This is a genomic window from Acidovorax sp. (assembly GCF_034519795.1).
In the GTDB taxonomy this organism is placed as follows: domain Bacteria; phylum Pseudomonadota; class Gammaproteobacteria; order Burkholderiales; family Burkholderiaceae_C; genus Acidovorax.
In genome coordinates, this window is sequence record NZ_JAXHOB010000012.1 from 380,817 (window position 1) to 395,609 (window position 14,793).

Annotated in this window: 11 protein-coding genes; all 11 read right to left on the minus strand. The window is 68.2% G+C overall.

What is annotated here, in order from left to right; translation table 11 throughout:
* Positions 1 to 21 precede the first annotated feature (21 nt).
* The 11 genes from U5N23_RS15270 to U5N23_RS15320 all read right to left on the minus strand — a co-directional run bounded on the left by U5N23_RS15270 (position 22) and on the right by U5N23_RS15320 (position 14,631).
* A complete protein-coding gene (locus tag U5N23_RS15270) occupies positions 22 to 1,044 on the minus strand; it encodes a sensor domain-containing diguanylate cyclase (protein WP_322593633.1) in 1,023 nt (340 codons plus the stop codon).
* A 276-nt stretch (positions 1,045 to 1,320) separates the two neighbouring features.
* Entirely contained in the window at positions 1,321 to 2,394 is a 1,074-nt protein-coding gene (locus U5N23_RS15275) for a mechanosensitive ion channel family protein (RefSeq protein WP_416208614.1), read from the minus strand.
* A gap of 221 nt (positions 2,395 to 2,615) precedes the next feature.
* Positions 2,616 to 4,739: a hybrid sensor histidine kinase/response regulator gene (locus tag U5N23_RS15280; protein ID WP_322593635.1), complete on the minus strand. Its 2,124-nt coding sequence runs from the start codon at positions 4,737 to 4,739 to the stop codon at positions 2,616 to 2,618.
* Positions 4,740 to 4,885: 146 nt separating this feature from the next.
* Complete coding sequence (locus U5N23_RS15285) at positions 4,886 to 7,543, minus strand: excinuclease ABC subunit A (RefSeq protein ID WP_416208615.1); 2,658 nt, start codon at positions 7,541 to 7,543, stop codon at positions 4,886 to 4,888.
* Positions 7,544 to 7,688: 145 nt separating this feature from the next.
* Positions 7,689 to 8,174: a CZB domain-containing protein gene (locus U5N23_RS15290; RefSeq protein ID WP_322593637.1), complete on the minus strand. Its 486-nt coding sequence runs from the start codon at positions 8,172 to 8,174 to the stop codon at positions 7,689 to 7,691.
* 226 nt (positions 8,175 to 8,400) lie between these two features.
* Complete coding sequence (locus U5N23_RS15295; protein ID WP_322593638.1) at positions 8,401 to 9,183, minus strand: alpha/beta hydrolase; 783 nt, start codon at positions 9,181 to 9,183, stop codon at positions 8,401 to 8,403.
* A gap of 515 nt (positions 9,184 to 9,698) precedes the next feature.
* Positions 9,699 to 10,331 (minus strand): response regulator transcription factor, encoded by a 633-nt coding sequence (locus U5N23_RS15300; RefSeq protein WP_322593639.1) that lies wholly within the window; start codon positions 10,329 to 10,331, stop codon positions 9,699 to 9,701.
* 51 nt (positions 10,332 to 10,382) lie between these two features.
* Positions 10,383 to 12,911: a DNA ligase D gene (ligD, locus tag U5N23_RS15305; protein WP_322593640.1), complete on the minus strand. Its 2,529-nt coding sequence runs from the start codon at positions 12,909 to 12,911 to the stop codon at positions 10,383 to 10,385.
* Positions 12,912 to 12,932: 21 nt separating this feature from the next.
* The gene (locus U5N23_RS15310) at positions 12,933 to 13,949 is read right to left on the minus strand and encodes a Ku protein (protein ID WP_322593641.1); all 1,017 of its coding nucleotides are present in this window, start codon (positions 13,947 to 13,949) and stop codon (positions 12,933 to 12,935) included.
* A gap of 11 nt (positions 13,950 to 13,960) precedes the next feature.
* Positions 13,961 to 14,140, minus strand: a complete 180-nt coding sequence (locus U5N23_RS15315; protein ID WP_322593642.1) for a DUF3606 domain-containing protein — start codon at positions 14,138 to 14,140, stop codon at positions 13,961 to 13,963.
* 107 nt (positions 14,141 to 14,247) lie between these two features.
* Positions 14,248 to 14,631 carry a hypothetical protein gene (locus U5N23_RS15320; protein WP_322593643.1) on the minus strand — a complete coding sequence of 128 codons (384 nt, stop codon included), beginning with the start codon at positions 14,629 to 14,631 and terminating at the stop codon, positions 14,248 to 14,250.
* Between the last annotated feature and the right edge of the window lie 162 nt (positions 14,632 to 14,793).

The following is a 14,793-nucleotide window of genomic DNA, read 5'->3' on the forward strand; positions in this document are numbered from 1 at the left end:
CAGCCTCTCGGTACGCCGTGCTCAGTGCTGCAACGCGGTGCCGCGGCGCTCGTGCTTGGCCTGGTACATGGCCTCGTCCGCATGGCGGATGGCCGCGTCGGCCGTGTTCAGCCCGGGGTCGGAGCAGACCACGCCCACACTGGCCCCCGGGTACTCCAGGGCCGTCTGGCCGGCCAGGGGTATGCGGCACACGGTGGCCTGCTGCAGGCGCTGGCGCAGACTCTGAATGGCCTCGGCGGTGTCCTGATCGCGCCGCGGGCCAGGGCCGACGAACACGAATTCGTCGCCGCCAAAACGGCTGAGGAAGTCGCTCTCGCGCATGGCTGCGCGCAACTGGTTGGCAATGGTGCACAGCAGGGCATCGCCGGCCTCGTGGCCGTGGGTGTCGTTGACCTGCTTGAAGCCGTCAAGGTCGAGAAACGCCACCATCACCATGCTGCCCGAGCGCCGTGAGCGCGCCTGCAGCCGCTCCAGCTCTTCGAACAGGGCACGGCGGTTGGGCACGCCGGTGAGGGGGTCCAGCAGGGCCATGCTGGTGAGCTGCTCGTTCTTGCGCTGCAGCTCCTCCAGCAATTGCTCGCGCTCGACCTGCTGGGCTATGAGGCCGGCGAACAGCTGCAGCATCTTCTCGGTCTCGGGCGGCAGCTCGGCGCGCTCGGCGCTGGCCGCGCACAGCGTGCCATAGATGGCGCCATCGGACAGCCGCACCGGCATGCTCACATAGGTCTGGATGCCCAGGGCGGCCGCGGCCTGCGAGTCGCCCCAGCAGCCCTGCACGTCGGCGGTGAACATGCGCCCCTCCTTGAGCGCGCGGTAGCACAGCGTGTCGCCCCAGGGCACGGTCAGGCCCTCGGGGATCTCCATCTTGCGGGTGTTGCGGGCATACAGCACATGCTGCAAGGCCCGCTTGAAATCGATGGTGGTCAGGTAGGTGGACTCCAGCCGCGTGACCTTCTCCAGCATGTCCAGCAAGGGCCGTGTCAACTCTTCAAGGGTCTTGGCCTGGACCACGGAATCGGAGAGTCGGGCGAGAAGCGGGTCCATGGCAGCGTAACCTTCTACGGCGGCACAAAATTCGCCGCCTACGCATGACTGTACGCCATGTCAAGAACAAAAGGACCAAACCGCAACAGCACTGATGTCCAAGGGCATGCACACCCTCTACGGCAAGTCATTGGGTCGGCCAGTGTTCCTGGGTCTGCAAGGCCATTGGCACGCCCCTGCCATTCCCCCATACCTGTCGGCAGGCATGCCAAGGTGCCTCGTCGCTGGTGGCGAAGGAGGCCAGCAAAGCCTGAAAACGTTGCTCCATGGCACACATCACTTCGGCTGCACCAGCGCACCAGCTGCAGCGCCGCCAGGCACCCGCACCTGCGGCAGGCAACCGGGGTACTCGCGCTGGATGAAGGTCACCAGCGCCTCGCGCACGCGGCAGCGCAGATCGAACGCCAGGCCCGAGGAGCGGGCCGAGACCAGCACGCGGATCTGGATGGTGCGGTCCGTCGCCTCGGTCAGCTGCAGCACGCTCACGCGTTGGTCCCACTCGGGGGCGGTGTCGAGCACGCGCTTCAATTCTTCACGCAGTGGATCCAGCGGCAGCGCATAGTCGGCGTAGAGAAACACCGTGCCCAGGATCTCGGAGCTGGTGCGCGTCCAGTTCTGAAAGGGGTGCTCGATGAACCACTGCAGCGGGATGATCAGGCGCCGCTCGTCCCAGATCTTGAGCACCACGTACGTGCCGGTGATCTCCTCCACCCTGCCCCACTCGCCCTCGATGATGAGCACGTCGTCGATGCGAAACGGCTGGGCCAGCGCGATCTGCAGGCCCGCGATCATGTTGCTGAACACCGGCCGCGCGGCGATACCCGCGACGATGCCCACCACGCCGGCCGATGCCAGCAGGCTGGCGCCCACCTGGCGTGCGCCGGGAAAGGTCATGAGCATCATCGCCAGGCCGGCCATCACCACGGCTGTCATGGCAGTGCGCGAGAGCACGCGCGCCTGGGTGGCGATGCGGCGCGCGGTGAGGTTGTCCTCCACATCGGCCGGGTGCTTGGCGATCACCCCGTCGGCCAGCCCGCCGATGGCCGCGATCAGCAGCCAGCAGGTGCCGGCAATGACGGCCAGCCCGTTGAAGTGCCGCACCGTGGCGATGTGGCGCAGCTCATCGCTGGCCGCCTGCCACACCAGCTGCAGCGCGATCAGCGGCAGCAGCAATCGCACCACCGGCACGCAGGCCTCGAACACCTCGCGCAGCACCGGCACATGGCCCGTGGCACGCCGCAGCACCACGGCCACGATGCGGTGCAGCACAGCCGCCGCCACGATGGCCACCAAGGCAACCGCGCTGACATGGGTCCAGGAAGTGGGGTCGAACCGGTCCATCACATCCATGCAATGGCGGCAGGGCGGGTTCCCTGCATCGGAAAGGCACAGGGCCTGGGCTGTCGGGTATCGGGCATGGGCGGCTTCGCAAACGGTGAAGCCGCCATTGTCGAAAAATGCTGCACAGCAGCATGTCAGCCAATGCCGACAATGACAGCGCATGCGGGCAAGCGCCGGCCCGGCCGTGGGCGCACCAGGCAGGCCATCCACAAGCGCGCGGACGATTGCAGCTACCCGGCGATGCGCGCAATCGCCCCATGCAGCATCTGCGGTGTGCAGGGCTTGGGCAGCACGTCGAAGCCCATCTGGTGGATGTGGTCGAGCTGCTCGGCGTAGCCGGTCATGAGCAGCAGCTTCTGCGCGGGCCAGGTCTGGCGGATGTGCCGGGCCAGGCCCACGCCATCGATCTCGCCGGGCATCACCACGTCCGAGAGCACCAGGTCCGGGCGCTGGCCCTCTTGCAGCAACGCGCGCGCCTTGGCGGCGCGGTCCACGCGCGTCACCCGGCAGCCCAGCGATTCGAGGATGGGCACCAGCGATGCGGCCACCTCGTCGTTGTCTTCCACCACCAGCAGGCTCTTGTCCAGCGGGGCCAGGGCCGGCGCGGGGCCGTCATCCTCGCGGGCGGCCTGCGGCGGGGCGCTCGGGAAGTACAGGCGGATGCGGGTGCCCGCGCCCAGCGTGCTGGCAATCTCGGCGCGCCCACCCGCGCGCTGGCACATGCCATACACCTGGCTCAGGCCCAGGCCCGTTCCCTCACCCACGGCCTTGGTGGTGAAGAAGGGCTCGAACACCTTGCCGATCAGCTCCGGGGGGATGCCGCTGCCCGTGTCGGCCACCTCGACGAGCACCATGGCGGGCATGCCCTGCCCTGCCTCGCTCTCGCTGGCGTTGCGCGCACGGATCACGAGGCTGCCGCCCTGGGGCATGGCATCGCGCGCGTTGATGGAAAGGTTCAAAAGCGCCAGCTCCAGCTCCGCCAGGTCCAGCACCACGGGGGCGGTGGCGGGGTCCACCTGCACCTCCAGCTGGATCTGGCTGCCCAGCACCGGGGCGATCAGGTCCTTGCTGGGCGGCAGCTTGTCCTGCAGCACCACATGATCGGCCACCAGGGGCTGGCGGCGCGAAAAGGCCAACAGCTGGCGCGTGAGGTTGGTGGCCGACTTGACGGCCCGCGCCATGGAGTCGATCTGCCGCGTGCCCACCTCGGGCACCGTGCGCCTGAGCAGGTGCAGGTTGTTGCTGATGACCATCAGCGCGTTGTTGAAGTCATGCGCCACGCCGCCCGTGAGCCGGCCCAGGGCCTCGAGTTTCTGCGCCTGCAGCAGGGCCTCCTCGGCGCGGCGGCGCGTGGCGATCTCCTTTTCCAGGCGCTCCGTCGTCGAGAGCGCCGTGCGGGCATTGCGCAGCGCCATGCGCGCGGCGAAGAACAGCGCCGCCACCGGCAGCGCCCCCAGGGCGAACAAAGCCCCCAGCTGGCGCAGCACCTCGTTGCGCAGCGAGGTGAGGTTCATGCCCGTGCCCACGTACAGCGGGTAGTTGCCCACCTTGCGGTAGGCGATGATCCGGTCCTGCCGGTCCACCGACGAGATGCCGCGCATCTGCGCCGAGGCTTCGCCGTTGAACAGCCGCTGCATCACCGGGCTGTCCGGCGCCAGCTTGTCGGGGGCCTTGGCCACCAGCGGCCAGCGGGTGTAGATGGCCCCGTCTTCGCGGAACAGGTTCACGGCCAGGCCGGGCTCGTCGGCCACCAGGTCGCTGTAGAAGTCCTGGAAATACGCGCTCAGCAGGCTGACGCTGATGACGCCACCGAAATGGCCGTTGTGGTCCTCGAAGCCGATGCTGATGTCGACGATCTTCTCCTTCGTGGTCCGGGTGAGCAGCGGCGGCGAGACATAGCGCTGGCCCGGCGGCCGCAGGCGGTGGAACTGGAAGTAGTCCCGGTCCGCCACCTCGAACACCGGCACCTGCGCAAACCGGCTGCTGGCGATGGGCTTGCCCTCTGCATCGAAGATCCAGACGGACTGGATCTGCGGCTGGTCCCTGACACGGGCCAGCAGGGCCGCATGCAGATCTGAGGCATGGATGCGCAGCTCCTGCGGGCTCCTGCCGCTGACCATGGCCAGCACCCGGTCCTGCAGCGCTTCGGACGCCGCCATCACCTTGGAGGCATGCTCGTGCGCCACCCGGAGCGAACGGCTCACGCGCAGCTCGGCCTCCTCGCGCGCATCCACATAGCCCACGGCACCGAACACCAGGTAGATGAACAGCGGCACGGCCACGCTCAGGATGACCAGCAGGCGCAGCCACTTCACCGAGGCCTGGGCTTTGGACAGGTTGTCTTCACGAGCCACTGCGGTATCCCATGTCGTAGCGCCCGGCAAGGCGCCCGTTGTTGTTTCAAGGCTGGCGCAAGCCCGCCGGTCCTGGCGCCCCCGGCAAGGCCCCCCAAAGTATCAACCAAAAATGCGCTCCCGGACGGTACCGGGCTTGCAGCCCTTCAGCCCAGGCTGCGCGCCAGGTAGGGCGCCGTGCGGCTGCCCCGGCTTTGCGCCACCTGCGCGGGCGTGCCCTGGGCGACGATGCGCCCGCCCTCCTCGCCCGCGCCGGGCCCGATGTCGATCACCCAGTCGCAGGCAGCCACCACGCGCATCTCGTGCTCGACCACCACCACGGTGTTGCCGGCGGCCACCAGGCCGTCGAGTTGGGCGAGCAGGCGCTCCACGTCGGCCGGGTGCAGGCCGGTGGTGGGCTCGTCGAGCACGTAGAGGGCGCCGCCACGCTGCTCGCGGCGCTGCAGTTCGGTGGCCAGCTTGATGCGCTGGGCCTCGCCGCCACTGAGCTCCGTGGCAGGCTGGCCCAGGCGCAGGTACCCGAGGCCGATATCGCGCAGCACCGCCAGCGGGCGCAACACCTGCGGTTCGCTGGCAAAGGCGTCGCAGGCCGCATCCACCGAGAGGCCCAGCACCTCGGCGATGCTCAGGCCGTTCCAGCGGATTTCCAGCGTCTGCGCGTTGTAGCGCGCGCCGTGGCAGCTGGGGCATGGCGCGTACACGCTGGGCATGAACAGCAGCTCCACGCTCACGAAGCCCTCGCCCTCGCAGGTGGCACAGCGGCCCTTGGCCACGTTGAACGAAAAGCGCCCCGCGTCGTAGTGCCGCTTGCGCGCGGCCGGCGTGGCGGCAAAGAGCTTGCGCACCCCGTCGAACAGGCCGGTGTAGGTCGCCAGGTTGGAGCGCGGCGTGCGGCCGATGGGTTTCTGGTCCACCTGCACCAGGCGCCGGATGTGCTCCGCACCTGCGGCGATGCGCCCGGCCACCGGCGTGGCCAGCAGCGCGGCATCGCCCGCCGGGGCCTCGCCATCGTCGGGCATGGCGCCCGCCGTATCCTCCTCGTCGGCCAGCACCGGGCGGCCCAGGTGCGCCGACACCAGCTCCAGCAGGGCCTGGCTCACCAGGCTGGACTTGCCCGAGCCCGAGACCCCGGTCACCGCCGTCATGCAGGCCAGCGGAAAGGCGGCGTCGAGCCCGCGCAGGTTGTTGCGTGTGATGCCTTCGAGCCGGAGCCAGCCCCGGGGCTGGCGCGGCGTGCGCGCAGCGGGCGCAGCGCCGGCTTCTTCGAACAGGTAGCGCCGCGTCTGCGAGCGTTCCACCCCGGCCAGGCCGGCCGGCGGGCCGCTGTAGAGCACCTCGCCCCCGTGCTCGCCCGCAGCCGGCCCCACATCGACCAGCCAGTCGGCACGGCGCATGGTGGCCACGTCGTGCTCCACCACGAAGATCGAGTTGCCCGCGGCCTTCAGGCCCTGCAACGCGGCCAGCAGCGCCTCGCCGTCGGCGGGGTGCAGGCCGGCCGAGGGCTCATCGAGCACATAGACCACGCCGAACAGCTGCGACGAGAGCTGCGACGCCAGGCGCAGCCGCTGCAACTCGCCCGGCGATAGCGTGGGCGTGCTGCGGTCCAGCGACAGGTAGCCCAGGCCCAGGTCGATCAGGGCCAGCACGCGCTTGCGCAGGTCACTGGCCAGGCGCCGGGCGGCGATCACCTTTTCTTCGGACAGCCAGTGCGTGCGGTGCACGTCGGGCGCGGCGGCATGGGCCGCAGGCCGCTTTCTCCGGGCGCGGCCAGCGGGTGCATCGGGCCTGGGGTCGCCCTCCCCCAGCCGCCCTTCGGCCGCAGGCCGCAGCAATTCGGCCAGCGCCGTGAGCGGCAGCTGCGACAGGCTGCCGATGTCGTGCCCGGCAAAGGTGACCGACAGCGCCTCAGGTTTGAGCCGCTTGCCCTGGCACACCGGGCACAGCGTGCCCACCATGTACTGTGCCACGCGCTTTTTCATGAGTGCGCTCTGGCTGTGGGCAAAGGTGTGCAGCACGTGGCGCCGCGCGCCGGTGAAGGTGCCCATGTAGCTCGGGGTGAGCTTGCGCTGGATCGCATCCTTGACCTCGTCGATGCTGAAGCCCGCGTACACCGGCACGGTGGGCTGCTCGTCGGTGAAGAGAATCCAGTCGCGCAGCTTTTTCGGCAGCTTGCGCCAGGGCACGTCCACGTCGTGGCCCAGGGTGGTGAGGATGTCGCGCAGGTTCTGCCCCTGCCACGCCAGGGGCCAGGCAGCCACGGCGCGCTCGCGGATGGTCAGCGAATCGTCGGGCACCATCGATTGCTCCGTCACCTCGTACACCCTGCCCTGGCCATGGCAATGCGGGCAGGCGCCCTGCGGGGTGTTGGGCGAAAAGTCCTCGGCGTAGAGCATGGCCTGCCCATCGGGGTAGCGGCCGGCGCGCGAGTACAGCATGCGCAGCGGGCTCGAGATCGCCGTGACGCTGCCCACCGACGAGCGCGTGCTGGGCGTGCCGCGCTGCTGCTGCAGGGCCACGGCGGGTGGCAGGCCGTCGATGCTGTCCACCTGCGGCACACCGGCCTGCACGATGAGGCGGCGCGCATAGGGCGCCACCGACTCAAGGTAGCGCCGCTGCGCCTCGGCGAACAATGTGCCGAAGGCCAGCGACGATTTGCCCGAGCCCGAGACGCCGGTGAACACCACCAGCGCATCGCGCGGGATGTCCACGTCCACATCTTTCAGGTTGTGCTCGCGGGCACCGCGCACGCGGACCATGCCGTGCGAAGGGGGTGTGGAAGCTGGGTCTGGGCAGGCAGGGGGCATTGGGGGCAAGGCGCGAGGTGGGGACATCGGGGCGGGGCTATCCTAACGGGGACTGCCCGCCGGTCAATCCTTGAGCGCAGAGCCTGGCTCGGCCACCTTGCGGTGCTGCTCTGCGCCCTGCCCCCTTCGTCCCGAATTGCCTGGCTCAGCGCACGGTGGCACCTTTGAGTTCCTTCAACAACAGCACCACCTGGTTGGAAGCATGGCGGCAGCTGCTGTTGAGCACCCTGAGGGCCTGCGACCGGTCACCCGCCTGGAACAAGGAAACGACCGCTGCTGCCTGCTGATGAAAGTATTGGTGCCGGGCCACGAGCATGGCAAAAACCGTGTGCTGCCCGTACCGCGCGTGCCCGGTTCCAAACAGCCAGCGGCCCAGGTCACACCGATGGTCCTGGCAGATCAGCTCCGGGCGCATGACCTCGGACGAGCGGCCATGGACCATGTCCTCCAGGCGGGCGCGCCAGCGCTCATGCAGGGCGATGCCTGCATCGATGTCCATCTCCAGAGCGAAGTGGTCGGCATATTCGGCATCCAGCACGAGCTCGCTGGCGTTGTCCTGGGCGTTCCATTCGGCCTCCGGGTTGGATCGAACCTGCTCGCGGACCCTGAGCAAGCGGCTGAAAAATCCCATCTGCATTCCTCTTGTTTTAACCGCCGGTGAATGGCCGGATGAATAGGTTGTGTAGGCCGGCGTGCTCCATTGCATCGGTACCAGCGGCACCGCGTGGATGCTGAATCAAGCAGCCACCGAAATCCATAACCCAAATGATCTAGAAGATCTCGACAGCAGGCAGGTGGCGCATGGCAGGCCCCAGCCAGCGGTGCCATCGGTGCGCTGCGCGCAACACCTGCCGACCTCATCCAGGCACCGCCGGTGTGCGCAGCGTGCAAGCACGCCCGCCGCTGTGGGCATAGGGGCGCCATGCATGCAGGGGTTGGGCAAGGCGGTCGGCCACCACCCTCAGCACGGCGGGGTTCCAGGGCATGCCGCAATGGCTGCCCGCGATCTCGATGGATTCGGACCGCGCGCTGCGCCGGGGGTCCACGCAGGCCTGCCACGCCACAACGCCATCGCTCCTGCTGTAGATCGATGTGGCAGGCACGGGCGGGGCCGTGCGCAGCCTTGCCAGCAACGCAGGGTCGTCGGGTGGCATGCTGCCGTTCAACAGGCGGTAAATCAGTGCGGCGTTGGTGTGTCCGGCCGCTCCCGCAAAGGGTGTGCCGATGGTGATCACCTGCCTCACGCGCGAGCGCAGCCGCTTGGCCACTTCGCGCGCATAGATGCCGCCCAGGCTCCAGCCGACCAGGCTGATCGGGGCGGCATGGCGGGAGGTTCGTGCCTGCACGCCCTGTGCCAGCGTGTCGAGCCAGGCATCGACGTCCCCCTTGGGCCCGGTGTTGAGCCCCTGCCCCCAGTCGTAGCACTGGTAACCCAGGCGCTCGCAAAACGCGTGCAAGGGACGCGTCACCGCCCCATTGGTGGCCAGGCCGGGGAAGATCACCACCGCATGCCGATCGCCTTGGGGCAAATGCGCTTCCCGCATGACCTTGTGGCCGGCAAACTCCCAGGCGGCGCGCACCGGTTCGAGCGCAAGCAGAGCGTACGAGGGTGGACGAAGGGGCGAGGTCAATCTGGACATGGAGGCTCCGGTGGGTCTGGCCTCCATGGTGCGGCCCCGGGCCGTGGTGCGATGCGCAACTTCGCCCCCACCTGGGGTGGGAACTGTCTTACGCCCGCCACGGCGGCGCTGGCTTTGACACAGCTTGCAACGGGCGTTGTCTTACCCGCGCCGCGGCGGCCTGCTGCAAGAATGGACCGGCCAGGGCGAGCTTCACTCGCCATACAGGAGCAGGCCATGCACACCAGCAACACCCCATCCCATTCTTCGTGGCCCTTCCCGGCCACCGGCCATTTCAGACGAGCGGCGGCCGCCACGAATGCAGATCCCATCCCCGCGCCAGACGAAGACGCACCGGACCCCGTGGAGCAGGAACTCGTAAACGAGCAACTCGAACGGGACCGCAAGGCCTCCAGGGCCGTGGACAGCAAGATCAGGGACCGCGCTACCCCATCGTCAAAGTAGCGCTCGCCGGCCGTCGAGAAGCCAGCTGCCGGGACGCAAAAGCCCTGTCTCGGCGCCACGGTGCCCAAGACTCACTGGATCAGGTTGTTCTTCAGCGCGTAGTAGGTCAGGTCGCTGTTGGAGTCGAGGTGCAGCTTTTCCATCAGCCGCGTGCGGTAGGTGCTCACCGTCTTCACGCTCAGCGACAGGTCTTCGGCGATCTCGCCGACATTGGCGCCCTGGGCGAGCTTGAGGAACACCTGGAACTCGCGCTCCGACAGGTGCTCGTGTGCCGGGCGTTCGCCGGGGCGGTTGAGCTGCTGGGCCAGCAGTTCGGCCACGGTGGGCGTGAGGTAGCGCTTGCCCAGCGCGATGACGCGGATCGCCTCGACGATCTCTGCGGGCTTGCATTCCTTGTTGAGGTAGCCGCTGGCCCCCTGGCGGATCAGGTTGATGGCGTAGTGCTCTTCGGGGTAGCCGCTCAGGATGAGGATGCCCATGTCCGGCGCCTTGGCGCGCAGCATGGACATGGCGTCGAGCCCGCTCTGCCCGGGCATGGCCAGGTCCATCACGAGCACGTCGATGTCATGCTCGCGGATGAGGTCGATGGCCTCGCGCCCGTTGCCGGCCTCGCCTTCCACCCGCAGGTCCACGTGGTCGGCCAGGAACTGGCGCAACCCCGCACGAACGATTTTGTGGTCATCCACGATGCCGATCTTGATCATTTGGTTTTTTCTGAGGTTGATGAAAACTGTCTTGTCTGAGAGAGGCAGGGGTCAATCCTTGGGCGCATACCCCAGCAGGCGCATGGCACCCGATAGGGATGCTGCGGCGGCCGCATAGCCCTCCCAGGGCGCATTGCCCTGGCGCAGGCGCTCGCCCACGGTGCGCACCGTCCAGTGCGCGCCACTGGTGAGCGTGCCCAGTTCCTTCCAGGCCACGGGCACCGAGATGCCCATGCCCTCGCGCGAGCGCGCGGACCACGCGCTCACCGTGGTGGCACCACGCCCATTGCGCAGGTAGTCCACGAAGATCTTGCCCACCCGGTTGCGCGGGCCACTCTTGGCCACGAAGCGTGCGGGTATGGTGTCGGCCAGGTGCTGCACCACGGCCTGCGAGAAGCCCTTGACCGCGTCCCAGCCCTGCAGCCGCTTGAGGGGTACCACCACGTGCAGGCCCTTGCCGCCGCTGGTCTTGAGAAAGGCCGGCAGGTGCAGCTCCTGCAGCATCACCTGCACCAGTTGGGCGGCCTCCAGCACCTGCTCCCAGGGCACGCCCTCGCCTGGGTCGAGGTCGAAGGTCATGCGGTCGGGGCGCTCGATGCGGTCCTTGCGCGCGTTCCAGGTGTGGAACTCCACCACGTTCATCTGCGCGGCTGACAGCAGGCCCTCGGGTTTGGCCACCTCCAGCAGCGGCGCGTGGCCGGCATCGAGCGCCGGGTCGAGCAAGTTCACGCCCTCCATGCGGCCCTTGTCCAGGTGCTTCTGGAAGAACAGCTCGCCCCCCACGCCATCGGGCGCCCGCACCAGCGACACGGGTCGGCCCTTCAAGTGCTCTACCATCAGCGGCGCCACGGTGGCGTAGTAGCGCACCAGTTCGATCTTGGTGATGCCGGTGGAGGGGTCGATCACGCGGTCGGGGTGCGAGATGCGCAGCGCGTCGGGCAGCAGCGCCTCGGAGGCCTTGGCCGCACCCGCCTTGCGGGCCGGGTTCTTCTGGTTGTCGATGGCTTGCATGGCCTGGGGCTTCTCCTGCACGATGGCGCGCGCGGGCTTGTCCGCGCGCAGGCCGTGGAACACCGAATGGCGGATGCGCCCTTCCTTGGTCCACTCGGCGAACGACACCTCGGCAATCAGGCGCGGCTTGACCCAATGCGCCTTCTTGGCTGTGGCGGTGCCCTCGGGGAAGGGGCTCTTGGCGGTGGCCAGCGCGGTGAGCCTGGTGTGCAGCTCCTGCAGCGTGCGCTCGCTGAAGCCCGACCCCACGTTGCCGGCATAGCGCAGCGCGCCATCGTCGCCGTGCACGCCGAGCAGCAGCGAGCCGATGCCGGTGCGCGAGCCCTGCGGATCGGTGTAGCCGCAGACCACGAACTCCTGGCGCTGGCCGCACTTGAGCTTGATCCAGTCGGCATTGCGCCGGGAGACATAGGGCGCCGACTTGCGCTTGCCGATCACGCCCTCGAAGCCCAGATGGCAGGCCGATGAGACCAGGTCCGAGGGCCTGGCCTCGAAGCCTTCACTCAGGCGCACGCTGTCGGTCTTCGCCCCCTGCAGCACGGTGCGCAGCCTCTCGCGGCGCTCCACCACCGGCAGGCTGCGCAGGTCGTTGCCGTCGGCATAGGGCAGATCGAACACGTAATACACCAGGTCCTTGGCCACGCTGGCGTCAAAGGCGTTCTGCAGCATCTGAAAGTCGGGCGTGCCGTGCTCGTCCACGGCCACCACCTCACCGTCGAGCCAGCCGGACTGCAAGGGCAATCGGCCGATGGCCTCGACCAGTTGGGGCATGCGGTGCGTCCAGTCGTTGCCGTTGCGCGTAAACAGGCGCACGGAGCGCTTGTGCACCCGCGCCAGCAGGCGGTAGCCGTCGAACTTGAGTTCCCAGAGCCAGTCCGTGGTGTCGGCCGGCGGCTTGTCGACCAGAGTGGCCAGCTGGGGGGCCAGGGTGTCGGGCAGCGGAACCTTGGCCATCTTCGCGGGCCTGGCCGGCGCTGCCTCTGCGCGGGCAATGCCTGCAGGCCCGGGCGGCGCCAGGGGCGCCAGCGACGTCACGCTGTCGGGCATCTCCTCGACGACGCTGAATTCGGCCGCGGGCCGCTCGAAGTCATCGTGCTCCTTGATCAACAGCCAGGGCGGCTGCTTCTCACCGCCCTTGCCATGCATGCGCACCAGGGTCCAGTGGCCCTTGAGCTTGTGGCCATGCAGTTCGAACTTGAGCTTGCCCTTGCGGTAGCCCTCGGCTGCATCGCCCACGGGCACCCAGTAGCCCCGGTCCCAGACGATGACCTTGCCGGCGCCGTACTGTTTGGGCGGAATCTGGCCTTCGAAGCTGTTGTACGAGATCGGGTGGTCCTCCACCTGCACGGCCATGCGCTTGTCGGCCGGGTCGAGGCTCGGCCCCTTGGGCACGGCCCAGCTCTTCATGGTGCCATCGAGCTCCAGGCGCAGGTCGTAATGCAGGCGGCTGGCCCAGTGCTTCTGGATCACGTACTGCAGCGCCCCGGCGCCGGGCGCTCCGCCCTCGGCCGGCTCGGGCGTGATAGCGAAGTTGCGCTTTTGCTGGTAGAGGGCGAGGGAGTCGGCCATGGACTGAATGGGGCTGGGCTCTCAGGCGGCGCGGCGCGCGGGCGCCTTCGCTGTGGCGGCCTTCGCTGTAGTCGCCTTCTTGGTGGCGGCCTTTTTGGCGGGGGCTTTCTTCTTCGCCGGGGCCTTCTTGGCCGCAGCCTTGCGGGCGCTGCTGGGCAGCGGCGTCACCGAAGCTGCCTGGCCCTTGGCCGATGCACCGCCCTTGCCGCCCAGGCTGCGCTTGAGCAGCGCCGTCAGGTCCAGCACGTCGGCACCGGCCGGGGCGCTTTCCTTGCCGCTGTCCACCTTGACCACCGCCGCCGTCTCGCCCGATGCGACCTTGGTCTCGACGAGCTTGTGGATCTCCTGCGCAAACGAGTTGCGAAACGCATCGGCGTCCCAGGGCTGGGTCATGTCGTCGATGAGCTGCAGCGCCATGTCCATCTCGGCCGGCTTGATGCCGGCGGCCTTGGCATCCAGCGGCGGCAGGTTGAGCTGCTCGAACGAGCGGATCTCGCCGCCCCAGCGCAGCAGGTTCAGGATCAGGGCACGCCCGCACGGGATCAGCACTGCCAGGTGCTGCTTGGTCTGTATGACCACCTTGGCCACGCCCACCTTGTTGCTCTGGCGCAGAGCCTCGCGCAGCAGGGCGTAGACCTTTTCGCCGCGCTTGAGCGGGGCCGTGTAGTAGGGCCGCTCCAGGTAGACGAAGGGGATCTCGTCGGCGTCGAGAAAGGTCTCGATCTCGATGGTCTGCGTGATCCTGGGGTAGGCAGCGGCGATTTCCTCGGGGGTGAGCACCACGTAGTGCCCGTCCTCGTACTCGATGCCCTTGACGATGTCGGCCGTGGCGATCTCCTTGCCCGTGACCTTGTTCACGCGCTTGTAGCCCACGGGCTCCATCGAGCGCTTGTCCAGCCAGTCGAAGTCGATGCCCGAGCTCAGCGTGGCCGAATACAGGCCGACGGGAATGTGCACCAGGCCAAAGCTGATCGCCCCCTTCCACATCGTGCGCGTGGAAGTGGGTGCCTGGCCTTCGTCCTCTTTTGCCTGGGCCATCGCGATGCCCTTCAGCGCGCGTGGCCCAGGTAGTCGCGCACCTTGTCGGCCGACGACCCGACCGCAGCCACGGCTTCGCGCAGCTGTGCCTCGGTCACGCCCAGGCTGTTGGTCCAGTCGCGCACTTCATAGGGCTCGCTGAGGTTGATGAAATGGCGGTCCTGGGCGGTCTTGCTCTTGTCGTCGCTCATGGCGTGTTTCCTTTCCAAAGGGTGCTCTGGAAAGTAACATTCACCCCCGGGCCCGCCTTGTAGGACAGATGCCGCTCCCCCCCCCGGCAAAATGCCCGATCAGCCGTTCACGGCGCCTGCAGTCGGATGTTCAGGTGTGGCCCGGCGGTCAGATCGAAAACATCGGCCCGGGCCAGATCGGCGCTGTGTTGGAACTGCGTTTCGACGAAATCCGCCGTAAGGTGGCTGGCGACGGCTTCGAGCAAGGCATGGGCACTCTCCAGCCCGCCACCCGAGACTCCGTTGCCCTCCAGCGTGTAGCTGTAGCGGCCCTGCCGCTGGGTGACGAGTGCCAATGCGATCAGGTGCCCTTCGGTATCGCCCGCATACACCCGGCCCCCCGGGAAGAAGAGGGTGTAGCAGCGCACTTTCTGCAGCTGGTCCTGACCGGGCGCGTGTGCGATGGCAACCTCCGTGGGTAGGGGCGGATGAAACACGGCGCTGGCTGCCACGGCAGCCTGCCTGGCAAATTCTGCGGCCTGAACCGCGTGGGCGCAAGGGCACCGGCGCTGCCGCGCAGTGCAATCCGGCCGTGTCCTACAGCGGTGGGGGCACGGCTTTTCTACGATGCCTGCATCCGGTCACGTCTCAGTGGCCCATGTGTCGGCCCCCCA